The organism is Streptomyces sp. NPDC029292 (genome assembly GCF_055569295.1).
In genome coordinates, this window is record NZ_JBVHXR010000003.1 from 524146 (window position 1) to 546466 (window position 22321).

A 22321-nucleotide genomic window follows, 5' to 3' on the forward strand; every position below is an offset into this window, starting at 1 on the left:
CCGTCCCACCACACCCTCGTGCGTACTCCTGGAGAGACCGTGACCGTGTTCCTGCCGAGGACCGCCGTCCTCACCGGCGGCCTCGCCGTCGCCGCCGCACTCGCTCTGAGCGCCTGTGGCGCCGCCCCCGACGACAAGGCGACCACCGCCAACGGCAAGAGCGCGGCCACCGCGACCTCGGCCGCCGACTTCGGTGGCCTCGACGCCCTGGTCAAGGCCGCCAAGAAGGAGGGCACGCTGCACGCGATCGCGCTGCCCCGCGACTGGGCCAACTACGGCGCCCTGATTGACGGATTCAAGAAGAAGTACGGCATCAAGGTCGAGGTCGAGAACCCGGACGGTTCCAGCCAGGACGAGATCAACGCGGTGACGTCCAGGAAGGGCCAGGACCGGGCGCCCGACGTGCTCGACCTGGGCAGCTCCTTCGCGCTCAGCGCCGCCCAGCAGGGGCTGCTCGCGCCGTACGAGGTCGCGTCCTTCGGTGACATCCCCGAGGGGCAGAAGGACCCGAAGGGGCAGTGGTACAACGACTACGGCGGCTACATCTCCATCGGCTGCGACGCCAAGCGCGTGAAGACCTGCCCGACCACCTTCAAGGACCTGCTCAAGCCGGAGTACAAGGGCCAGGTCGCGCTGAACGGCAACCCGACGAAGTCGGGCTCGGCCTTCGGCGGCGTGTACGCGGCTTCCCTCGCGAGCGGCGGCTCCTTCGACGACATCCAGCCCGGCCTCGACTTCTTCGCCAAGCTGAGGAAGAACGGCAACTACACGCCGGTCGAGTCCACCCCGGCCACGGTCGAGAAGGGCGAGACGCCGATCAGCATCGACTGGGACTACCTCAACGCCGGGTACGCGGACGAGTTCAAGTCCAAGGGCGTCGACTGGAAGGTCACGGTCCCGACGGACGGCGAGTTCTCCCAGTACTACTCGCAGGCGATCAACAAGGACGCCCCACACCCGGCCACCGCGCGCCTGTGGCAGGAGTACCTCTACAGCACCGAGGGCCAGAACCTCTGGCTCAAGGGGTACGCCCGCCCCGCCCTGATGTCCGCCATGGAGAAGGCCGGCACGCTCGACAAGAGCGCCGCCGCCAAGCTCCCCCAGGTCTCGGGCACGCCGAGCTTCCCGACCGAGGCCCAGCAGAGCAAGGCCAAGGGCGTCCTCGCCCAGGGCTGGGGCGAGGCCGTCTCCGGATGACCACCGTCCTCACCGAGGCCGCGGCCGAGGGCGAGGGCGACGTGGCCCCCGCTGCTGCTGGACAGCAGCAGCGGGGGCGCCGCGCCCCCGGTTGGCTCGCCGTCGTCCCGCTGCTCGTCTTCGTGGCGATCGCCTTCGGGATCCCCGCCCTGGCCATGCTGAACGGTGCCTTCACCGTCAAGGACCAGGCCACCGGCGCCACTTCGTACACCGCGGCGAACATGACCGCGTCGGTGCAGGGCGCCTATCTCACGGCGATCCTCGGCAGCGTCAAGCTGTCCGCCGTCTCCGCGGGCATCGCGACCGTCCTCGGACTGCCGCTCGCCCAGGCCGTGGTGACCTCCCGCTTCCGTGCCCTGCGCGAGGCGGTCCTCACCGCGTCCGGTGTCCTCGCCAACTTCGGCGGCGTCCCGCTGGCCTTCGCGTTCGTCGCCACGCTCGGCAACGCGGGCGTCCTGACCCAGCACCTGGGCCTGAAGGACAAGGGCTGGAACCTCTACAGCTTCTGGGGCCTGGTCATCGTCTACCTGTACTTCCTGATCCCGCTGATGGTCCTCACCATCACGCCCGCCCTCGACGGCCTGCGCTCCCAGTGGCGCGAGGCCGCGCAGAACAACGGCGCCACCTCCGTCCAGTACTGGCGGCACGTCGCCCTCCCCGTCCTCGCGCCCTCGCTGCTCGGCGGCCTCGTGCTCCTGTTCGGCAGCGCCTTCGCCGCGTACGCCACCGCCGCGGCCATGGTGGGCAGCGCGGTCCCGCTGGTCACCCTGCAGATCGCCGACGCCATCTCCGGGAACGTGCTGGTCGGCCAGGAGAACGTGGCGCTCGCCCTCAGCCTCGACATGGTCCTCATCGCGGGCCTGGTCATGGCCGTCTACCTGCCCCTGCAACGACGGAGTGCGCGATGGCTCGCCTGAACCTGTGGCGCTGGGTCGTCCTCGGCTGCGCCGCGCTGTACTTCCTGATCCCGCTCGCCGCGTCGGTGGTCTTCACGGTCGACGTGCCAGGACAGGGCGTCACCTTCGACGCATACAGCCAGATCGTCTCCGCCGACGGCTTCGTCTCCAGCCTGCTGCTCTCACTGGAACTGGCCGTCGCCACCATCGCCGTGGTGCTGCTCCTGATGGTGCCCGCCATGGTCGCGCTGCGGCTCGGCGCGCCCCGGCTGCGGCCGGTCGTCGAGGTGGTGTGTTCGCTGCCGCTGGTCGTCCCGCCGATCGCGTTCGTCGCCGGGATCTCCACCGTGCTGAAGTGGGGCCCCGAACACCTCTCCCGGACCCCGCTGTTCCAGACGTTCGTGGCCCTGCAGAACCCCGACTTCCCGTTCGTGCTCGTCCTCGCGTACGTCGTGATGGCGCTGCCGTTCGTGTACCGGGCCCTGGACGCCGGGCTGCGCGCCATCGACGTACGCACCCTCGTGGAAGCCGCCCGCAGCTGCGGCGCGGGCTGGCCGCAGGCGCTGGTCCGGGTCGTGCTGCCCAATCTGCGCGGGGCGTTGCTCAACGCCTCCTTCCTCACACTGGCGCTCGTCCTCGGCGAGTTCACGGTCGCCCAGCTGCTGGGCTTCCAGCCGTTCGCCGTGTGGATCTACAGCGTCGGCGGCTCGCAGGCCCAGCTGTCCGTCGCCGTCTCCGTGCTCAGCCTGCTCGTCACCTGGGCACTGCTCCTCTCGCTCGCCGGGCTCGGCGGGCGCTCCCGTACCGCTCCCCGGGGATGAACACATGACTGTCACCACCCTTCACAAGACCGCTGAGAAGGCTGCCACCATCGAATTCCGGGGCCTGCGCCGGGAGTTCGGCCCGACCGTCGCCCTCGACGGGTTGGACCTCACCGTCCGGCCCGGCGAACTCCTCGCCCTCCTCGGCCCTTCCGGCTGCGGCAAGACCACCGCGCTGCGCATGCTCGCCGGGTTCGAACACCCCGACTCCGGCGAGGTGTTGGTCGACGGCAAGGACGTCACGCGCGTCCCGGCACACCGCCGCGACGCCGGGATGGTCTTCCAGTCGTACAGCCTCTTCCCGCACCTGAGCGCCCTCGACAACGTGGACTTCGGGCTGCGGATGCGCAAGGTGCGTACGTCCGAACGGAGGTCCCGCGCCGCCGAGCTGCTCGACCTCGTGGGTCTGGCCGACAAGGGCGAGCGCTTCCCGCACCAGCTCTCCGGCGGCCAGCAGCAGCGCATCGCGCTGGCCCGCGCCCTCGCACTGCGGCCGCGGGTCCTGCTGCTCGACGAGCCGCTGTCCGCCCTCGACGCGAAGGTGCGGCTCACGCTCCGCGAGGAGATCCGCCGCCTTCAGCAGGAACTCGGCATCACCACCCTGTTCGTGACGCACGATCAGGAAGAGGCGTTGTCCATGGCGGACCGCGTCGCCGTGATGCGGGCCGGGCGGCTCGAACAGTGCGCGGCGCCCGCCGAGTTGTACGGGCGTCCCGCCACCGCCTTCGTCGCCGAGTTCGTGGGCACGATGAGCCGGATTCCGGGGCGGCTGGACGGCGGGACGGTCGAGGTGCTCGGTCAGCGGCTGCCGGTGGACGGGGACGCGCCCGCCGTACAGGAGGTGGATGTGCTCGTACGGCCCGAGGCGGTGCGGGTGAGCGCGGACGACGCGGGCGACGCGCGGGTCGTGGCCACCGCGTTCCTCGGGGCGGCCACCCGCGTCACCGTGCGGCTCGCCGACGCCACCGAGGTCAAGGCCGACCTGCCCACGCACGAGGCGGCGGCGCTCGGATCGGGTGCCGCGGTGACGGTGACGCTGCCGGAGCGGCCGGTGCTGGTCGCCGAGCGCGCGAACTGAACACCCCCCACTGACGAAAGAGAGCACCGTGACCCACCGCGCCACTTCCCGACTCCCGCTCCAGGCCGTCCTGTTCGACATGGACGGCACGCTCGTGGACACCGAGCGGCTGTGGTGGGAGGCGGTGGAGCAGGTGGCCGACGGGCTCGGGCGTGAGCTGACCGGGGCCGACCAGCCGGAGGTGCTCGGGCGGCCCGTCGAGTACACCGCCGCCTGGCTGGGCGGGATCACGGGCGCCCCCGCCGAGGACATCGCCGCCGAGCTGCACCGGCAGTTCGCCGACCGCGTCCGCACCGGAATCGTGCCCCGACCGGGGGCGACCGAGCTGCTCGACGCCCTGGCCCGCGAGGGCGTACCCACCGCCCTGGTGACCGCGTCGCCGCGCGCGGTCGCCGACACGGTGCTCGACGCTCTCGGCGCCGGACGCTTCGCCGTCTCCGTCACCGCCGACGACACCGAGCGCACCAAGCCCGACCCCGATCCGTACCTCGCCGCCTGCCGCGCCCTCGGTGTCGACCCCGCCGCGTGCGTCGCCGTCGAGGACACCCAGACGGGCGTCACCTCCGCCGAGGCGGCGGGCTGCGCCGTGCTCGCGGTGCCCTCCCTCGCGCCGATCGCCCCCGCGGCGGGGCGCACCGTCCTGGCCAGCCTGGAGGAGGCCAGCCCGGCACGGCTGCGGGCCATGGTCGTGCCCCGCGAGCTGCGGGTGATGAGCTGGAACCTCTGGTACGGCGGCACCAAGGTCGACGACTACCGCGAGAAGCAGGTCAAGGTCATCGCGGAGACGGGCGCGGACGTGGTCGGCCTCCAGGAGACGTACGGGAACTCGGCGCAGGAGCTCGCCGACGCCCTCGGCTGGTGCCACCACCGGGCGGGCGAGAACCTCGGCGTCATCAGCCGCTACCCGATCATCGCCCGGCTCGGGGATCCGGACGTCGGTTTCTACGGGGGGACCGGCGTCCGGATCCGGCTGGACGGCGGGCAGGAGGTCGACGTCTGGAGCGCCCACCTCGACTACACGCCGTACGGGCCGTACGAGGCCGCCTTCGACCAGCTCCCGGCGGACGAGCTCATCGCCCACGAAGCCGTCCGGCTGGAGCAGATGAGGGAGATCCTCCGGCAGATCGCCGAGACCGCCACCGACGCCAGCCCCGTGGTGCTGGTCGGTGATTTCAACGCCCCCTCGCACCAGGACCGGCCGGACGTCGAGTGGCCCGTGACCAAGGCCGCCGAGGAAGCGGGTCTGCGCGACTCCTACCGCGAGGCCCACCCCGACCCCGTACGGGATCCGGGGCACACCTGGTCGCCGATCCACATCGAGCACGAGGACGGCAGCGGGAGGCCCGAGCCCCAGGACCGGATCGACTTCGTCCTGCATCGCGGCCTTCGCGTACTCGACTCCCGCACGTTCGTCAGCGGCACCCCGCGCCCCTGGCCCGACGTCGCCGGCAACGACTGGCCGTCGGACCACGCCGCGGTCGTCACCACCTTCACCGTGCCCCGCAGCGACTGACCGGGCACGCACCGCGTATTGAGCGGATCGAGCACTCCCCACGTATTGAACCGAGAGTCAGTCCAGGAAGTCATTGCGGTCCGGGTACGCCATCCCGTAGGTTGATCCGCGCTCGCTACCAGCGGGTAACACCAGTGGGTAACCACGAGTAACGCCGATGGGTAACCCAACGTCGCCCGGCCACCCGACCGTCCCGCCGTCCTGGGGAGACCCATGCGCTGGCCCTTCGGCCGTCCCGCCACGGTCCGTACGCGCATCGTGGCGCTCGCACTCGCTCCGGTGATCGCTCTCATGGCGCTGTGGAGCTTTGCCATGGTGTCCGTCACCGGCGAACTGCGCGCGCTCGTCCGGGTCCAGGGGGTGTACGACGCCTTCGGTACACCGGTCGACACAGCGGTCGGCCAGATCCAGACCGAACGGCGGCTCGCGGCCGCGTACTTGGGGGCGGACCACGGTACGGCGGCGGCCCTCGGCCTGATGGAGCAGCAGCGCCGCACCGACCGCGCCGTGACCGCCATGCGGGACGCGATCCGGGACGGGGACCGCGACCGGCTCTCCGACCGGCAGCGGCAGGTGCTCGACGCCATGCTCGACTCCGTCGACGGGCTGGAGGGGCTGCGCGAGCGCGTGCTGTCCCGCGACATCTCCTGGGACCGGGCCGTCAGCGAGTACGGCGCTCTGGTGGAACCGGGCTTCGACGTCCAGTCCGCGCTCACCGCGCTCCAGGCCGGACGGCTGGCGCGTGAGGCCCAGGTCGTCATCGAGCTGGTGCGGGTGCGGGAGTTCGTGTCACGCGAGGACGCCCTCGTCGCCGGGGCGCGGGCCGCCGGATCGCTCACCGACCGCCAGTACGACACGCTCACCGCGACGATCGAGGACCGCCGGATCTTCGAGCGGACGTATGTGCCCGACCTCCCCGCCGACTCGCGCGCACTCTTCGCGGAGTTCCAACGCGGGGACCTCCACCGGCAGCTGACCCGGGGCGAGGACGCCCTGCTGCGGGCCGGTGCGCAGCGTGCGGGCGAGGCCGTCGCGGCCGGCTCCTGGCGCACCACCACCGACCGGGCCGTCAAGCGCTACATGCAGCTGTGCACCCGGTCGGCCGTCAACTCCGCCGAGCGCGGGCGGGAGTTCGCCTACCGGGAGCTGGCCAAGGCCGCGATCGTCGGAGTGCTCGGGCTCGCCGCCGTAGCACTGTCCCTGTGGTTCGCCGTGCGTGGCGCCCGTCGTATCTCGCGCCGCCTGGAGACGCTGCGGGACGCCGCCGACATCCTGAGCACCCGCCAACTGCCGGATGTGATGAGGCGGTTGAGCGCGGGCGAGGACGTGGACGCCGCCACCGAGGCACCGCCCCTGGCCGACGGGGAGGCGGGGACCGACGAGATCGGCCAGGTGGGCCGTTCCTTCAACACCGCCCGCCTCGCGGCCGTCGAGGCCGCCGTCAAGCAGGCCACCCTGCGCCGCGGGCTGTTCGCCGTGCTCCTCAACATCGCCCGCCGCAACCAGGCGCTCGTCCACCGGCAGCTCAAACTCGTCGACACGCTGGAGCGGCGCACCAACGACCCGGACGTCCTGGACGACCTGTTCCGGATCGACCACCTCACCACCCGCATGCGGCGCCACGCGGAGAGCCTGATCATCCTCTCCGGCGCGGCGCCCGGCCGCAGATGGCGGCGGCCCGTGCCGATCGCCCACGTGGTGTCCTCCGCGGTGAGCGAGATCGAGGAGTACGCGCGCGTGGTGATCCCGCCGATGGAGGAGGTGGGTGTCGCGGCGGACGCCGTCGCCGATGTCGCCCATCTGATCGCCGAACTCGTCGAGAACGCCACTGTGTTCTCGCCGCCCCACACCCAGGTCACCCTGCGCACCGGCCGGGCCGGGGGCGGTTTCGTCCTGGAGATCGACGACCGGGGCCTCGGTCTCGGACCCGATCAGATCGAGGAGGCCCACCGCACCATCACCACGCCGGACGACTTCGACCCGACCCGGCACGACCGGCTGGGGCTGTACGTGGTGGGCAGGCTCGCCGCACGGCACGGCATCGAGGTCACGCTGTGCCGGTCGCCGTACGGCGGTACGACGGCAGTGGTGCTGCTGCCGGGGGCGGTCCTCGCGCCGGTCGAAGCCGAGCGGCCGGAGGCGGTGGCGGACACGGACCCGCGGGACCGGCAGGCGCTGCCTTCCCGGAGGGGGACCGCGGTCCTCGAGAAGCAGCGCGAGGTGGAGCAGGAGCGGGAGCGGGGGCAGGTGCTGGGCCTGGGCCGTGCAGCGGAAAGCAGTTCGGCCCCGGGTGCGCCTGCCCTGCCCACCCGCGTCCGCCAGACCTCCCTCGCTGCCGAGCTGCGCACCGAAAGTCTGGCAGCCGACGAGACGCCGGAGCGCGAGGTCTCCCCCGAGGAGGTCCGCGCGGTCTTCGGCGCCTTCCAGCGCGGCCGGGACCGCAGCCGCAAGGGCCTGCCCACCGAACCCGGCCCCGCGCGAACCGACACCGAGGAAGGAACGGACGCCGACGATGCGCCCTGACCAGACCCCCGAGCAGCCCGCCCAGGTCTCCGAGCCCCCCGCTACCACTCCTGAACCGCCCGGTGCCACCCTCGAAGCGCCCGGCACGGACCTCGGCTGGCTGCTCGAAGACCTCGTGGCGAGGACCCACCACGTCCGCCAGGCCGTGCTCCTCACCGCCGACGGCCTCCCGCTGAGCTGCTCGGACGGCATGCGGAAAGGGGACATCGAGCATCTCGCCGCCGTCTGCTCCGGTTTCCACAGCCTCGCCCGGTCGGCCGGCGAGCGCTTCGACGCGGGAGAGGTGCGCCAGACCATGGTGATGCTCGACGACGGCTACCTCTTCATCACCCCGGCGGGCGACGGCAGCCGGCTGGCCGTCCTCAGCGAGGTTCAGACGGACGTCGGACAGCTCGCCCACGAGATGGAGCTGCTCGTCCGCCGCGTCGGCCGCCACATGGCCGCCGCCGTCCGGTCGGCCGCCGACCCGGCAGGCCCCTGATCCGGCCGTGACCGACGACCACTGGTACGAGGACGAGACCGGGTCGATGGTGCGGCCCTACACCATGACACGGGGCCGGACCCGGCCCTCGGACCGGCACACGATCGATCTGATGTCGCAGGTCACAGCCGTGGAGACGGACGAGGGACAGCCGGGCGTCGACCACGCCCGTGCCGCCCTGCTCGACCTGGTGCGCAGCCGCGGCCCCCGGCCGGTCGTCGAACTCGCCGCGGACGCCGATCTGCCCCTGACCGTCGTACGCGTGCTGCTCGGCGACCTGGCCGAGGCCGGTCTGGTGCGCATCGACGCACCGCGGCGAACGGTGGCGGGCGGGCCGGCGGCCGACCGCGAGCTGCTGCTCGAAATCGTGGAGCGGCTGCGCGAGCTGTGACAACAGGCCCCGAGCCGCGATCCCCGAGCTCTGACGACGGGACGTGAGCCGCGAGCCGCCAGAACCGGCCCCTGGCCGTGGGAACTAGAACGTGGGCTGCCAGGGGACGACCGTGAAATCGCCGGTGCCCTGCTTCACCTTCTCGAAGGGCGCGGAGCCCACGCACTGGGGCAGGCCCTTCGTCTCGACGCGATTACCGGTCGCGGCCCAGCTGTAGCCGAGCCGGTCGCGGTGGCCGAGCTCGTGCACGGTGATACCGACCCGCTTGCCCTTGGCGCCCGGCAGGTCGGAGGCGGTGACCACCCCGGACACCACGGCCACCTTGCCGCCGGTGATCAGGCAATCGACTTTGGCCTTGGCCCAGGCCCCGTCGCCATCGGCGTAGTGGCTCCACTCGAAGGTGCCGGTCGCCTTCATCGGGTCGTCGTTGTCCTTGGCCGCGAGGTGCGCTTCGAAGGAGAAGGTGATGTCGTCGCCCGCCGACCGGTACAGCTTGGCGGTGCCGGTGAGGGCGGCGGCCTCTCGCTGCTTCTCCTGATGCCCGGTGTCGGCGGCGCCGGCGGATCCAGCCGCCCCGGCGGAGAGGAGCACGGCGGCGCCGAGCGCGATGACCTTCGTACGACGGTTGAGGCGGCTCACGACGGTCCTTGCTGCGGGTGAAACGGACAGTCACCACTGTTCCGCCGGCGCCCGGCGGCCACATCGTGCCGTGGGCGTCACCACCCCTGCGCCGTGCGGCGGGGGCCATGCCTGTGACCTGCGCCTCAAGGGGGACCGGGACTCCTCCGGAGGGCGCGCAACGAATCGCCGTCGGGTCGCCGGTGCACGCAATGATTCGTTCAGTGGCGCGCAACGGGTCCTTCTTGTCCGGCCGAGCCCGCCGCCCGTACCGTCTATCTGTCCCCTCAAACCCCTCCGTACCGGTGAGGATCACGCATGCGCACAGCCCTGCTCCAGAGCTCGGGCCGCCCCGGCTCGGTCGTCGAGAATCTCAAGGTCCTCGACGAGGCCGCGGGCCGTGCCGCCGCCGCGGGAGCCGGGCTGATCGTGGCGCCGGAGATGTTCCTCACCGGGTACGCGATCGGCGACGACATCGCCCGCCTCGCAGAGCCGGCCGACGGCGACTCCGCCGACGCGATCGCCGAGATCGCCACCCGGCACGGCGTGGCCGTCGCCTACGGCTATCCCGAGCGCGACGGCGAGCGAAGCGAGATGGGGGTCCCCCCGGCCGAAGGCTGGGGGAAGGTCTTCAACTCCGCGCAGCTGATCTCCGCCGACGGCACCCGCCTCGCGAACTACCGCAAGACCCACCTCTTCGGCTGCTTCGAGCGCGACCACTTCACGCCCGGCGAGCAGCCGGTCGTCCAGGCGGAGCTGAACGGGCTCCGGGTCGGCCTCATGATCTGCTACGACGTCGAGTTCCCGGAGAACGTCCGCGCGCACGCCCTCGCCGGCACCGACCTCCTGCTCGTGCCGACCGCGCAGATGCACCCGTTCCAGTTCGTCGCCGAGTCCGTCGTCCCGGTGCGGGCCTTCGAGAACCAGATGTACGTCGCGTACGTCAACCGCACCGGACCGGAAGCGGAGTTCGAGTTCGTCGGACTCTCCACGCTGGCCGGGCCCGACGGCGTCGCCCGCACCCGTGCGGGCCGCGGCGAGGAACTGGTCTTCGCCGACGCCGACCCCGTCTTCCTCGCGGCCTCGCGCGAGGCGAACCCGTATCTGAAGGACCGCCGCCCCGGCCTCTACGGGTCCCTGATCTGACGAGCAGCGTCAGCTGACGATCACTCAAAAAGCCTCCCCCTCACCAGCTTTCGCGCAAGGAGTCCGTACCCCATGACGTCCACCGTGCCCAACGCCGTCCAGCACGCCGACGTGCAGCAGCCGCCGATCACCATGTTCGGCCCGGACTTCCCGTACGCGTACGACGACTTCCTCGCGCACCCCGCGGGCCTCGGCCAGATACCCGCGACCGAGCACGGCACCGAGGTCGCGGTCGTCGGCGGCGGCCTGTCCGGCATCGTGGCCGCGTACGAGCTGATGAAGATGGGCCTCAAGCCTGTCGTCTACGAGGCCGACGAGATCGGTGGGCGCCTGCGGACCGTGGGCTTCGAGGGGTGCGACCCGTCCCTCACCGCCGAGATGGGCGCCATGCGCTTCCCGCCCTCCTCCACCGCCCTCCAGCACTACATCGACCTGGTGGACCTGGAGACCCGGCCGTTCCCCAACCCCCTTGCCGAGTCCACGCCCTCGACGGTCGTCGACCTCAAGGGTGAGTCGCACTACGCGACCAGCGTCGACGACCTGCCCCAGGTCTACCGCGACGTGATGAACGCCTGGAACGCCTGCCTCGAAGAGGGCGCCGACTTCTCCGACATGAACCAGGCCATGCGCGAGCGCGATGTCCCGCGCATCCGCGAGATCTGGTCGAAGCTCGTCGAGAAGCTCGACAACCAGACCTTCTACGGCTTCCTGTGCGAGTCGGACTCCTTCAAGTCCTTCCGGCACCGCGAGATCTTCGGCCAGGTCGGCTTCGGCACCGGCGGCTGGGACACCGACTTCCCGAACTCCATCCTGGAGATCCTGCGCGTCGTCTACACCGAGGCCGACGACCACCACCGCGGCATCGTCGGCGGCTCCCAGCAGCTGCCGCTGCGCCTGTGGGAGCGCGAGCCGGAGAAGATCGTGCACTGGGCGTACGGGACCTCGCTGGCCAAGCTGCACGACGGCACCCCGCGTCCGGCCGTCACCCGCCTCCACCGCACCGCCGGCAACCAGATCACGGTGACGGACGCGAACGGCGACATCCGCACCTTCAAGGCGGCCATCTTCACCGCCCAGTCCTGGATGCTGCTCTCCAAGATCGCCTGCGACGACTCGCTCTTCCCGATCGACCACTGGACGGCGATCGAGCGGACCCACTACATGGAGTCGAGCAAGCTCTTCGTGCCCGTCGACCGGCCGTTCTGGCTGGACAAGGCCGTCGACGACAGGGGAAATCCGACCGGCCGGGACGTCATGTCGATGACGCTCACCGACCGTATGACGCGCGGGACCTACCTGCTGGACGAGGGTCCGGACAAGCCCGCCGTCATCTGCCTCTCCTACACGTGGTGCGACGACAGCCTGAAGTGGCTGCCGCTGTCCGCGAACGAGCGGATGGAGGTCATGCTGAAGTCGCTCGGCGAGATCTACCCGAAGGTCGACATCAGGAAGCACATCATCGGCAACCCGGTGACCGTGTCCTGGGAGAACGAGCCCTACTTCATGGGCGCGTTCAAGGCCAACCTGCCGGGCCACTACCGCTACCAGCGCCGTCTGTTCACGCACTTCATGCAGGACGCGCTGCCCGAGGACAAGCGGGGCATCTTCCTCGCGGGCGACGACATCTCCTGGACGGCCGGCTGGGCCGAGGGCGCCGTGCAGACCGCGCTGAACGCGGTCTGGGGCGTCATGCACCAGCTGGGCGGGACGACCGACCCGACCAACCCCGGCCCCGGCGACGTCTACGACGAGATCGCGCCGGTCGAGCTGCCCGAGGACTGAGGCCGGACCGGGTTCGTCTCAGGGCTCAGACACCGGCCGTCCGGGCCGCCGTGTACACCTCGGCGGCCACGTCCTTGAGCTCCTCGGCGTCCCGCATCGAGCCCTGGAGGTCGAGGAAGATCTCGTCGAGGCCGACCTCGGCGTGCGCCGCCAGGTCCTCCACGATCTGGTCGACGCTGCCCTGGAAGGGGTGGCGGTGGGCGCCGTCGTACGCCTTCGCCGAGTACCGCGCATTGATGCGCAGCGCCGTCCGGAGCGGCTCCGTGCGTCCGCGCTCGGCCGCCAGGTCCTGCAACTGACGCCACTGCGCGGCCAGTTGCCCGGCGCCCATGCCCACCGGCATCCAGCCGTCGGCATGGTCGACGAGCCGTCGCCGCGCCTTCTGGGTGCTCGCGGCCAGCAGGATCGGGATCGGCCGGGCGGGCTTGGGTCCGACCGCGGCCGACGCGATCTTGGTGAGCTTGCCGTCGTAGACCACCGGATCGGGGCCCCACACCGCGCGGCACACCTCGATCACCTCGTCCAGGACCTGGCCGCGCTCCTCGAAGGGCCGCACCGACGCCGCCGCGTACTCGTCGTGCGACCAGCCCGTGCCGAGGCCCGCGACGACCCGGCCGCCGCTCGCCGCGTCGAGCGTGGCGAAGGCCTTGGCGAGCTGGAACGGCACGTGCAGCGGGGCGACCAGCACGCTGGTGCCGAGCCGGGCGCGCTCGGTGACCGCGGCCGCGAGGGTCAGCGTCACGAGGGGCTCCGAGACGCCTCGGTACCCCTCCGGCCAGGGCAGCCCCTCGATGCCGTACAGCCCCTGGGTCGCGGGCTCCGGGAACAGGGCTCGCTCGAACACCCACAGGCTCTCGTAGCCGATCCGCTCGGCTGTGCGGGCCACGTCGGGGACGTCCCGTCCGAGGTCGTACTGCTTCATCTGGGGGAGGCTGAGACCGAGCCGCGTCGCCATACCTGTTTGCTCCTTCGCATCCGGGTGTGCCGAAGGATCAACGTACAGCGATCTCACGGGAGTTCCGGGAGGCTCGGGCAGGAGTGGCCGGATCAGTCCGGCAGGGGCGTGAGCAGCATGCGCCCCGCGAAGCCCACCGCGGTGTCGAGGCGGTGGGCGAACTCCCCGGCGAGATCGGGGAGTCCGCGCAGCGCCCACAGCGCGCGGGCGGCCGACCATGTGGCGTCGCGGGCCCGCTCCAGGCTCCAGGAGCCGAGCAGATGGGTGAGCGGATCGGCAATCTGGAGGAGGTCGGGGCCCGGCATCAGATCTTCGCGGATGCGCTCCTCCAGCGAGACGAGGAGGTCGCCCACGCGGTCGAACTCGTCCTCCAGGTCGGCCGGTTCGCAGCCGAGCGTACGACAGGCGTCCACGACGGCGAGCGCCAGATCGTGCCCGATGTGCGCGTTGATACCCGCGAACGCGAACTGCAACGGGCGTACACCGGGATGGCGCCGGAACTGCAGCAGCGGCCGCCAGCAGGCGGGCGGACACCCCTCCTCGGCCACCGTCAGATACCGCTCGGCGAACCGCACGTCCAGCGTGATCGCGGCCCCGGGATCCGGGAACTCCCCGGCGTCCAGACGCCGGTCGACCTCCTCGGTGACGGCGAGGTAGACGCGGTTGAAGACCGCGACCCCGTCCCACTCAGGGAGTGTCGCGTCCAGGATGCGCATGCGGGAGACGACCGCATCCACGGGAGTGATGAACTGTTGCAACTGCGCCATGGGGGCAGCGTCCCAGTCCTAGGCTGGCCGGAGCGCCGCCGTGCCGGACGCTTCCCCAGAACGGGGGAACGCGTCCGTGGCGGGAGTGGGGGGAGCAGTACGTGTCAGGCTTACGTGCCCAGCGCCTGGCCGCACGCAAGGCCGAGCGCAGACGTGCCGCCCGGCGCGGTGCCATGGTCGCGGCGGCCTCGGTGGTGGTCGCGGTCGGCAGCGCGACGGGCATGATGTCCGCGCTCGACGGCGGGCGCCCCTCGGACGACGCCAAGCCCCTGGTGACCCGCTCACCCAGCCTCCAGCCGCTGCCCGCCGTACCCACCCCTTCGGCGACCGGCGCGTCGGCATCCGCGTCGAAGTCCTCATCCGCGAAGCCGAGTCCGAAGCCCTCCGTCACCAGGAAGAAGCCGGAGACCGTGACCGCCCTGCTCTACCGCCACTCCGACTCCCAGGTCCTCGACTGGGTCGAGTCCCACCCCGGCGACTCCCGGCGCGCGGTGATCGAGTCGCGGATAGCCGACCGCCCTGCCGCGGTCTGGTTCGCGGACTTCGCGCCGTCCACCATCACCGCGCGGGTCAGGGCGGTGACGTCGGCGGCCGCCGGACAGGGCCGGGTGCCCGTCGTCGTGCCCTACGCCATCCCGCAGCGCGACTGCGGCGGAGCCTCGGAGGGCGGGGCGCCCGACCTCGCCGCCTACGACGGCTGGATCGACAACTTCGCGGCGGGCCTCGGCTCCGGCGAGGTCATCGTCGTCCTGGAGCCCGACTCGATCGCCCAGTCCGACTGCCTCCCGGTGGGCGAACGGGCGGCCCGCTTCGCCTCGTTGGCCCGCGCGGGCCGCGTCCTGAAGTCCGCGAACCCCAAGGCCCGCGTCTACTACGACGCGGGCCACTCCGACTGGAACCCGGCCGCCGGCCAGGCCGCGCTCCTCACCCAGGCGGGCGCCGCCTCGGCCGCCTCCTCCGACGGCATCTTCACCAACGTGTCCAATTTCCACCGTACGAGCGCGGAGATCACGTACGCCCGGCAGGTGCTGTCCGCCCTCGGCGGCCCCGCAAGCCTGGGCGCCGTCATCGACACCAGCCGGAACGGCAACGGAGCCCCGGCCGACGGCGAGTGGTGCGATCCGGCGGGCCGGAAGATCGGACAGGCGCCGACCCTGAGTACCGGGGAGGTACGGATCGACGCCTATCTGTGGGTGAAGCTGCCGGGCGAGTCGGACGGCTGCAAGGGCACGCCGGGGACTTTCTCGGCGGAGTACGCCTATGAGCTGGCGCGCTGATCCTCCGCCTTGCCGTTCGACTCCTCGGCCTTGTCGTACGACGACGTGCCGGAATCCAGCAGCGGCTCCTGCGTCTTGAGGTGAGCCGGAGCCATCGCCCGCAGCGCGTGGTACCCGGTGATCACGACGAGCGTGCCGAGCGCGATACCGCTCAGCGAGAAGGTGTCCGTGAACTTCATCGTCACGTTGCCGACGCCGATGATGATGCCCGCGGCGGCCGGCACCAGGTTCAGCGGGTTGCGCAGGTCGACCTTGGCGTTGAGCCAGATCTGGGCGCCGAGCAGGCCGATCATGCCGTACAGGATGACGGTGATGCCGCCGAGGACACCGCCCGGGATCGCCGCCACGACCGCGCCGAACTTGGGACAGAGGCCGAACAGAAGGGCGAAGCCCGCGGCGGCCCAGTAGGCGGCCGTCGAGTAGACGCGGGTCGCCGCCATCACGCCGATGTTCTCGGAGTACGTGGTGTTGGGCGGGCCGCCGACCGCCGTGGAGAGCACCGACGCGACGCCGTCCGCGGAGATCGCGGTGCCCAGCTCGTCGTCCAGCGGGTCGCCGGTCATCTCGCCCACGGCCTTGACGTGGCCCGCGTTCTCGGCGACCAGCGCGATGACGACCGGCAGCGCGACGAGGATCGCCGACCACTGGAAGGACGGGCCGTGGAAGGACGGCAGGCCGATCCAGTCCGCCTTGCCGACGCCCGAGAGGTCCAGGCGCCAGTGGTCCGTGAGCTTGCCGCTGGCGTCCACCGAGTGGATCTTCCCGAAGATCCGGTCGAAGGCCCAGGAGATCCCGTACCCGAAGACCAGGCCCAGGAAGATCGCGATCCGTGACCAGAAACCGCGCAGGCACACCACGGCCAGACCGGTGAACAGCATCACGAGCAGCGCCGTCCACTGGTCCTGCGGCCAGTACGTGGACGCGGTCACCGGCGCCAGGTTGAAGCCGATCAGCATGACGACCGCGCCGGTCACGATCGGCGGCATCGCGGCGTGGATGATCCGCGCCCCGAACCGCTGCACCGCGAGGCCCACCAGGAACAGCGCGACGCCGACCACGAGGACCGCGCCCGTCACCGTCGCGCTGGTGCCGCCCTGCGCCCGGATCACGGCGGCGACGCCCACGAAGGAGAGCGAGCAGCCGAGGTAGCTGGGCACCCGGCCGCGGGTCGCGAGCAGGAAGATGACCGTCGCGACGCCGGACATCATGATCGCGAGGTTGGGGTCGAGGCCCATCAGGACGGGTGCGACGAAGGACGCCCCGAACATGGCCACCACATGCTGGGCTCCGAGCCCGACCGTGCGCGGCCAGGAGAGGCGTTCATCGGGGCGGACGACCGCTCCCGGGGCGGGCGTGCGCCCGTCACCGTGCAGTTTCCAGCGCACGCCGAGGTCCATGGTGTCGCTTCGCTTTCTCTGTACGTGAATCTGTCCGGACCATTGTCACGGCTAACCGGTGGTCCTACGCTCGCACGGTCCTACTCATGAACTGCGTTCATATTTCTGATCGGAGTGCTCTGTGAGTGCAAGACCCCGACTGGGCGTGCTCGTAGCCGCCGTGGTCGCCCTGGCGGTCGTCGTCGTCCCCTCCGCCTCGGCGCACGCCACGCCCAGAGTCCCCAGGACCGCGGTCCTCGACGGCGCCCGCCTGCAGCAGACCAAAGTCCGCCTGGATCACGGCGATACCCAACTTGCCCGCACACTGAGGGACTTGACGGCCCGCGCCGACAACTGGCTGGACCAGGGCCCCTGGACGGTCGTCGACAAGCCGAAGCCCGCCCCCGGCGGCGACGTCCACGACTACCTCAGCCAGGCCCCGTACTGGTGGCCCTCGCAGCCCAGGACCGCCGACAATCCCTGGGGTTGCCCCTACGTCCAGCGCGACGGGCAGCGCAATCCCGAGGTCGACACCGGCACCGACCGCCAGGACGTGGAGAAGGTCTTCGACTCGACGTACGACCTCTCGCTGGCCTGGTACTACACGGGTAAGAAGCAGTACGCCGAGAAGGCCGCCGCCGTCCTGCGCACCTGGTTCCTCGCCCCGGACACCCGGATGAACCCGAACCTGAATCACGGGCAGTTCATCCCCTGCAAGTACGACGGCCGGGCCATCGGCATCATCGACTTCTCGCAGTCCTACACGAGCGTCCTGGACGCCATCGCGATCCTGGACACGGGTGCCCCCGGCTGGTCCAGGACCGACCGCACCGCGATGCGCGCCTGGAATGTCGACTTCCGCGACTGGCTGGCGAACAGCGCCTTCGGCAAGGAGGAGGGCGCCGCCAAGAACAACCACGGCACCTTCTACGACATGCAGCTCGCCGCCCTGGCGTACGCGACCGGCGACACGGACCTCGCCCGGCAGACCGTCCTCGACGCGCGCGCCCTGCGGATCGACCCGCAGATCGCCGCCGACGGCAGTCAGCCCCAGGAGCTGGCCCGCACCCGCAGCTGGCACTACTCCACCTTCGACCTGGTCGCCTACACCCGGCTCGCGGCCATCGGCCGGCACGTCGGTGTGAACCTGTGGTCGTACCAAGGCCCGGACGGGCAGAGCCTGTTCAAGGCGGTCGACTATCTGCTGCCCGCCGCGACGGGAGCCGAGCCGTGGGCCCACCCGGAGCTGGAGTTCCACCGGTTCGCGGCGAGCGACGTCGTGCACGCGGCCGCCGACGCGGGGGACCGGGCCGCACGGGCCGCGGTCCCGGAGCTCGAAGCGCCGCCCGGCGGTGACCTGTGGGCGCTGCGGCCCGCCGCGGAGCAGCTGGACTCGATCGCGGGCTGACCTGCTGGGCGGGGTCTCCTGAGCGTTTGCTTAGGATGGGGTGTCCTTTTCAGCCACATCTCTCTCGTCCCGTACGTCTCAGGAGCCCCGCCCGTGACCGCCGAAGCCCCGACCGCCCCTGCCCTCGCGTACGGGCGGCTGATTCCCGCCACCGTCCACTTCGACGACCTGGACGCGCTCGGGCTGCTGCACAACGCCCGTTACCCGGTGATGGTCGAGCGCGCCTGGACCGCGCTGTGGAGCGAGCGCGGCTTCGCCGGCTTCGAGGGCGACTGGGAGGCGGCGGGTGACTTCTGCAACGCAGTCAAGGAGCTGCGGATCAGCTATGAGGCCCCGATCAACCGGCCGGGCGCGTACGCCGTCCACATCTGGCTGGAGCGGCTCGGGAACACCGGACTGACGTACGGCTTCCGCTTCTGCTCGGCCGATGGCGCGATGACGTACGCGCACGGCACCCGGGTCCTCGTACGGCTCGACGCCGGGACGCTGCGCCCGACGCCGTGGAGCGACCGGTTCAGGGCCTTGGGCCGGGAACTGCTGCGCTCGCAGGGCTGACCTTCGGGCGGTCCCGGTCGCCCGCGCGCAGCACACCCGCGAACGCGGCGAGCCCGCACGCCAGCACCGTCACCAGTCCGAACGACACCACCAGACTCGTCGCCTGCGCCAGCGTGCCGATCGCGCTCGGCGCGACCAGGCCCGAGGTGTATGTGATGGTGGCGACGCCCGCGATGGCCTGGCTGGGGTTGGGGCCGCTGCGCCCGGCCGCCGCGAAGCAGAGCGGGACGACGACCGCGATGCCCAGGCCCAGCAGCGCGAACCCGGCCATCGCCTCCGCGGGATGGTTCGAGACCACGATCAGCAGCCCGCCGAGTACGGCCAGGACACCGCCCGCCCGTACGGTGCGTACCGCGCCGAAGCGGTTCACCACCGTGTCGCCCACGAGCCGGGCCACCGCCATGGTCAGCATGAAGCCCGTCGTCGACGCCGCCGCGAGACCGGCCGAGGTGCCCAGCTGATCGCGCAGATAGACCGCCGACCAGTCCAGGCTCGCGCCCTCCGCGAACACCGCGCAGAACCCGACCGTGCCGATCAGCAGCGCAGACCGGGGCGGCAGCGCGAACCGGGGCGGCGGCTCCTCGTCCTCGTTGGGCTGCAGATCCAGCACCCAGCGACATGCGGCCACGCCGAGCAGCGTGAGGGCCGCTGCCGCCAATGCGTGGTGCAGGCGCGCGTCCGAGCCCAGGTGCGCGGCGAGCGTGCCCGCCGCCGAGCCGGTCAGGGCGCCCGCGCTCCACATGCCGTGCAGCCCGGACATGATCGACTTGTCGAGTCCGCGCTCGATTTCGACGCCCAGCGCGTTCATGGCGACATCGGCCATGCCCGCCGTGGCGCCGTAAGTGAACATGGCCAGGCACAAGGTGAGCAGGTTCGGCGCGAGGGACGGCAGGGTCAGGGCCAGCGTCCACAGCGCGATCAGCCCGCGCAGTGCCGAACGGGATCCGAAGCGATGGCTGATGCGTCCCGCCAGCGGCATCGAGACGGAGGCGCCGAACGCCGTGAAGGCGAGCGCGAAACCCAGCTGGCCCGTGCTGATGCCGGCGTGGTCCTGGATCCACGGGACGCGGGTCGCGAACGAGCCCGTCACCGCGCCGTGCACCGCGAACACGGCGGCCACGGCGTACCGTGCTCGCTTCAACTCGCGCCTGTCGTAGACCACTTCACTCATGGTGCCGCTGCCCCTCCCGGACGTCCTCCCCGCACTGCCGTCGTAAACTATCAGGAACCCTGCCTGATAAATAGACGACTTAATGGACGAGGGAAGGCCCCGTGGCTTCGCGCCCCGCCGATCTGGCAGGACCCGTGATCTGGGAGGAACCTGTGCGTTGGGAGGGCCCGTGAGCTGGAAGGATTCCGTGATCTGGGAGGATCCCGGCATGCCCGCATCTCCGAGCACCGCCCGGGCCATCAACGACCGGCTCGCCCTGCGCCTGCTCCAGCAGGAAGGCCCTTTGACCGCAGGGCAGTTGAAGCAGCTCACCGGACTGTCCCGGCCCACGGTCGCCGACCTCGTGGAACGCCTCGCGGCGGCCGGGCTGATCGCGGTCGTGGGGGAGTCGGGCGAGCAGCGGCGCGGCCCGAACGCGCGGCTGTACGGCATCGTCGCCGACCGGGCCCAGCTGGCCGCCCTCGACGTCCGCACCGAGGGCGTCTCCGTCGTCGTCTCCGACCTCCTCGGCGCGGAACTGGCGCGGGCGTCGGTGCCCATCGCCGACGACACGGGCACCGGGTCCGCCGTCGAGCAGGCGGTCGCCCTGGTGGAGCGCGCCGCGAAGGAGGCCGGGGCCGAGCGCCTGCACACCGTCGGCATCGGCGCGCCCGGCCTCATCGACCCGGCGACCGGCGAACTCCGCGACTCCTCCGGCCTGCCCGAGTGGCACCGCCGCCTGGTCGCCGCCCTCCAGGAACGCCTGCCCGCCCGCGTCATCGTCGAGAACGAGACGAACCTCGCCGCCCTCGCCGAACAGCGCGACGGCGCCGCCCGTGACCGGGACACGTTCGTGCTCCTGTGGCTCGGCCACGGCACCGGTGCCGCCGTGGTCCTCGACGGCAAACTCCGCCGTGGCGCCTCCGGCGGCACGGGCGAGATCGGCTTCCTGCCGGTACCGGGCACGGCGACGCTGCCGTCGGCGACGGACTGCGAGGGCGGCTTCCACTCCCTGGCGGGGGCGGCGGCTGTCGCGGCGCTCGCGGCCGAGTACGGCGTCGTGGCGGAGGCGGCGCCGTACGAGCCGCACGCGGCGGCGCTGGTCCGTGAGGCGGTGACGACCGCCGACGCCCCGGACTCGTCCCGTTTCCTCGACGCCCTCGCCGACCGTCTCGCCATCGGCGCCGCCTCCGTCATCGCGGTGCTGGACCCCGGCTGTGTGGTCCTGGGCGGTGAGGTCGGCCAAGCGGGCGGCCACGTCCTCGCCGCCCGTGTCGAGGAGCGCCTCAAGAGGATGTCCCCGCTTCCGGCCGAGGTGCGCGCGAGCCCGCTGGGCGGAGCCGCGGTGCTCCGCGGCGCCCTGCTGACCGCCCGCGACGGCGCCCAGGACGAGCTCTTCGCGCCCGGGGTGCGGTAGGCGAAAACCCCTCACCCACACCCCCGCACGCCGGTTCACCCCTTCCCCGCACCCCCGAACCGCCCCGCCAGATACTCCTCGAACGTGCCCTTCCCGACGGCGCGCTCCGGCGCGAGATGGCCCCCACCCCGCAGCCCCCGATACTCCTTTCCCGCAAGACGCACATCGACCATCGGCCGCCGCTTCCCCGCCGCGCGCAGATACGCGCGAGCCAGCGAGGGAAACGTACGCACCTCAGGCCCACCCATGTCGTCGACCCGCCCCGCAGGAGCACCCACCGCCAGCTCGGCCAGCCGCTCGGCGACCTCGGAGACCTCGACGGAGCCGAGCATGCGGTAGGCCGGCCCGAACAGTCGCGGGCGATGTCTCTCGAATTCGTCGGTGAGAGTCGTCGTCACGCCTCCAGCCTGGCAGAGCCGGGGGTGGGGACCCGGCGGCGGGGCAAGGGCCTCCGTCACCGCCGCCGGGCCGCTCGGGGGCGGGATCGACAAGTAGTGACCACGCGGGTGATGATCACCGACCTTAAGTGGACTAGACCAGAGGGTCAATAGGTATGGACCAATAGCAAGGGTGTCCGGCTCGGCGGGAGTTGGCCGGTCGGCCGCGCCGCAGAAGTCCAGCCATGCGCTCTGTGAGCCACCCCACAGACTTTCGCCCGCATCGGGGTCGATCAGGCGTGGCACACTGGCTCTGTACCAGAAGCAGCGCACTCCGGGGTCGGTGAAAGTCCGAACCGGCGGTTACAGTCCGCGACCCGGTCGCTTCCAGCGGCCGGTTGACCAGGTGAAATTCCTGGACCGACGGTTAAAGTCCGGATGGGAGGCAGTGCGCGGCGGGCGGGCATTCGTGCGCGCTGCCGTTTGTTGCGACTCGTCCTGTGGGACGGGTGCCCTTTCGGCGTCGCTCCCGGTGTGCCGTTGTCCGCTCATTCTGTCGTCATCGACAGGCCCCGGAGTCCGTGCCCCATGAG

The 22321-nt window shown here is 71.5% G+C and carries 19 protein-coding genes, 1 pseudogene and 1 riboswitch; of the genes and pseudogenes, 14 read left to right on the forward strand and 6 right to left on the reverse strand.

Annotated elements, in window-relative coordinates:
- Window positions 1–39 precede the first annotated feature (39 nt).
- The 8 genes from ACZ4WS_RS10650 (at window position 40) to ACZ4WS_RS10685 (ending at window position 8900) form a co-directional block, all read left to right on the forward strand.
- Window positions 40–1197: an ABC transporter substrate-binding protein gene (locus tag ACZ4WS_RS10650; protein ID WP_467979076.1), complete on the forward strand. Its 1158-nt coding sequence runs from the start codon at window positions 40–42 to the stop codon at window positions 1195–1197.
- Window positions 1194–2114, forward strand: coding sequence for an ABC transporter permease (locus tag ACZ4WS_RS10655; RefSeq protein ID WP_467979078.1), 921 nt, complete (start codon window positions 1194–1196; stop codon window positions 2112–2114). Before ACZ4WS_RS10650 ends, ACZ4WS_RS10655 begins: the two co-directional genes overlap by 4 nt.
- Window positions 2102–2914, forward strand: coding sequence for an ABC transporter permease (locus ACZ4WS_RS10660; RefSeq protein WP_467979079.1), 813 nt, complete (start codon window positions 2102–2104; stop codon window positions 2912–2914). The genes ACZ4WS_RS10655 and ACZ4WS_RS10660 overlap by 13 nt, the downstream gene beginning before the upstream one ends.
- A 4-nt stretch (window positions 2915–2918) precedes the next feature.
- Complete coding sequence (locus tag ACZ4WS_RS10665) at window positions 2919–3992, forward strand: ABC transporter ATP-binding protein (protein WP_467979081.1); 1074 nt, start codon at window positions 2919–2921, stop codon at window positions 3990–3992.
- 28 nt (window positions 3993–4020) lie between these two features.
- A complete protein-coding gene (locus ACZ4WS_RS10670; protein ID WP_467979082.1) occupies window positions 4021–5505 on the forward strand; it encodes an HAD-IA family hydrolase in 1485 nt (494 codons plus the stop codon).
- A 213-nt stretch (window positions 5506–5718) separates the two neighbouring features.
- Window positions 5719–8028: a sensor histidine kinase gene (locus ACZ4WS_RS10675; protein WP_467979083.1), complete on the forward strand. Its 2310-nt coding sequence runs from the start codon at window positions 5719–5721 to the stop codon at window positions 8026–8028.
- A complete protein-coding gene (locus tag ACZ4WS_RS10680) occupies window positions 8018–8509 on the forward strand; it encodes a roadblock/LC7 domain-containing protein (protein ID WP_467979085.1) in 492 nt (163 codons plus the stop codon). Before ACZ4WS_RS10675 ends, ACZ4WS_RS10680 begins: the two co-directional genes overlap by 11 nt.
- Before the next feature lie 7 nt (window positions 8510–8516).
- Window positions 8517–8900, forward strand: a complete 384-nt coding sequence (locus ACZ4WS_RS10685) for a DUF742 domain-containing protein (RefSeq protein ID WP_467979087.1) — start codon at window positions 8517–8519, stop codon at window positions 8898–8900.
- 84 nt (window positions 8901–8984) lie between these two features.
- On the opposite strand, the gene ACZ4WS_RS10690 is transcribed toward ACZ4WS_RS10685, so the two are convergent.
- Window positions 8985–9539, reverse strand: coding sequence for a Repetin (locus ACZ4WS_RS10690; RefSeq protein WP_467979088.1), 555 nt, complete (start codon window positions 9537–9539; stop codon window positions 8985–8987).
- Window positions 9540–9836: 297 nt separating this feature from the next.
- Here ACZ4WS_RS10690 and ACZ4WS_RS10695 point away from each other — a divergent pair, with 297 nt between their 5' ends.
- The gene (locus ACZ4WS_RS10695) at window positions 9837–10664 is read left to right on the forward strand and encodes a carbon-nitrogen hydrolase family protein (protein ID WP_467979090.1); all 828 of its coding nucleotides are present in this window, start codon (window positions 9837–9839) and stop codon (window positions 10662–10664) included.
- 72 nt (window positions 10665–10736) lie between these two features.
- Entirely contained in the window at window positions 10737–12446 is a 1710-nt protein-coding gene (locus ACZ4WS_RS10700; RefSeq protein WP_467979092.1) for a flavin monoamine oxidase family protein, read from the forward strand.
- Window positions 12447–12471: 25 nt separating this feature from the next.
- Here ACZ4WS_RS10700 and ACZ4WS_RS10705 read toward each other — a convergent pair whose 3' ends face one another.
- Both ACZ4WS_RS10705 and ACZ4WS_RS10710 read right to left on the reverse strand, forming a co-directional pair.
- On the reverse strand, window positions 12472–13401 hold the full coding sequence (locus tag ACZ4WS_RS10705) for an LLM class F420-dependent oxidoreductase (RefSeq protein WP_467979093.1): 930 nt from the start codon (window positions 13399–13401) through the stop codon (window positions 12472–12474).
- A gap of 92 nt (window positions 13402–13493) precedes the next feature.
- Entirely contained in the window at window positions 13494–14168 is a 675-nt protein-coding gene (locus ACZ4WS_RS10710) for a DUF5995 family protein (protein ID WP_467979094.1), read from the reverse strand.
- Between the two features lie 173 nt (window positions 14169–14341).
- Here ACZ4WS_RS10710 and ACZ4WS_RS10715 point away from each other — a divergent pair, with 173 nt between their 5' ends.
- Window positions 14342–15445, forward strand: a complete 1104-nt coding sequence (locus tag ACZ4WS_RS10715; RefSeq protein WP_467979283.1) for a glycoside hydrolase family 6 protein — start codon at window positions 14342–14344, stop codon at window positions 15443–15445.
- Here ACZ4WS_RS10715 and ACZ4WS_RS10720 read toward each other — a convergent pair.
- Window positions 15427–16842 (reverse strand): uracil-xanthine permease family protein, encoded by a 1416-nt coding sequence (locus tag ACZ4WS_RS10720; RefSeq protein WP_467979096.1) that lies wholly within the window; start codon window positions 16840–16842, stop codon window positions 15427–15429. The two genes, ACZ4WS_RS10715 and ACZ4WS_RS10720, sit on opposite strands and share 19 nt — an antisense overlap.
- Window positions 16843–16963: 121 nt before the next feature.
- Between ACZ4WS_RS10720 and ACZ4WS_RS10725 the strand changes: the two genes are divergently transcribed.
- Both ACZ4WS_RS10725 and ACZ4WS_RS10730 read left to right on the forward strand, forming a co-directional pair.
- The gene (locus ACZ4WS_RS10725) at window positions 16964–18229 is read left to right on the forward strand and encodes an alginate lyase family protein (RefSeq protein ID WP_467979098.1); all 1266 of its coding nucleotides are present in this window, start codon (window positions 16964–16966) and stop codon (window positions 18227–18229) included.
- A gap of 93 nt (window positions 18230–18322) precedes the next feature.
- Window positions 18323–18784, forward strand: a complete 462-nt coding sequence (locus tag ACZ4WS_RS10730) for an acyl-CoA thioesterase (protein ID WP_467979100.1) — start codon at window positions 18323–18325, stop codon at window positions 18782–18784.
- Here ACZ4WS_RS10730 and ACZ4WS_RS10735 read toward each other — a convergent pair.
- Window positions 18744–19955, reverse strand: coding sequence for an MFS transporter (locus ACZ4WS_RS10735; RefSeq protein ID WP_467979102.1), 1212 nt, complete (start codon window positions 19953–19955; stop codon window positions 18744–18746). The two genes, ACZ4WS_RS10730 and ACZ4WS_RS10735, sit on opposite strands and share 41 nt — an antisense overlap.
- 208 nt (window positions 19956–20163) lie before the next feature.
- On the opposite strand from ACZ4WS_RS10735, the gene ACZ4WS_RS10740 reads away from it, so the two are divergent.
- On the forward strand, window positions 20164–21351 hold the full coding sequence (locus ACZ4WS_RS10740) for an ROK family transcriptional regulator (protein ID WP_467979104.1): 1188 nt from the start codon (window positions 20164–20166) through the stop codon (window positions 21349–21351).
- A 35-nt stretch (window positions 21352–21386) separates the two neighbouring features.
- Here the strand turns inward: ACZ4WS_RS10740 and ACZ4WS_RS10745 are convergent.
- Window positions 21387–21695: pseudogene (locus ACZ4WS_RS10745) on the reverse strand (nucleoside-diphosphate sugar epimerase); the annotation flags it as partial.
- A gap of 358 nt (window positions 21696–22053) precedes the next feature.
- Window positions 22054–22184, forward strand: a riboswitch (FMN riboswitch).
- Window positions 22185–22321: the final 137 nt, after the last annotated feature.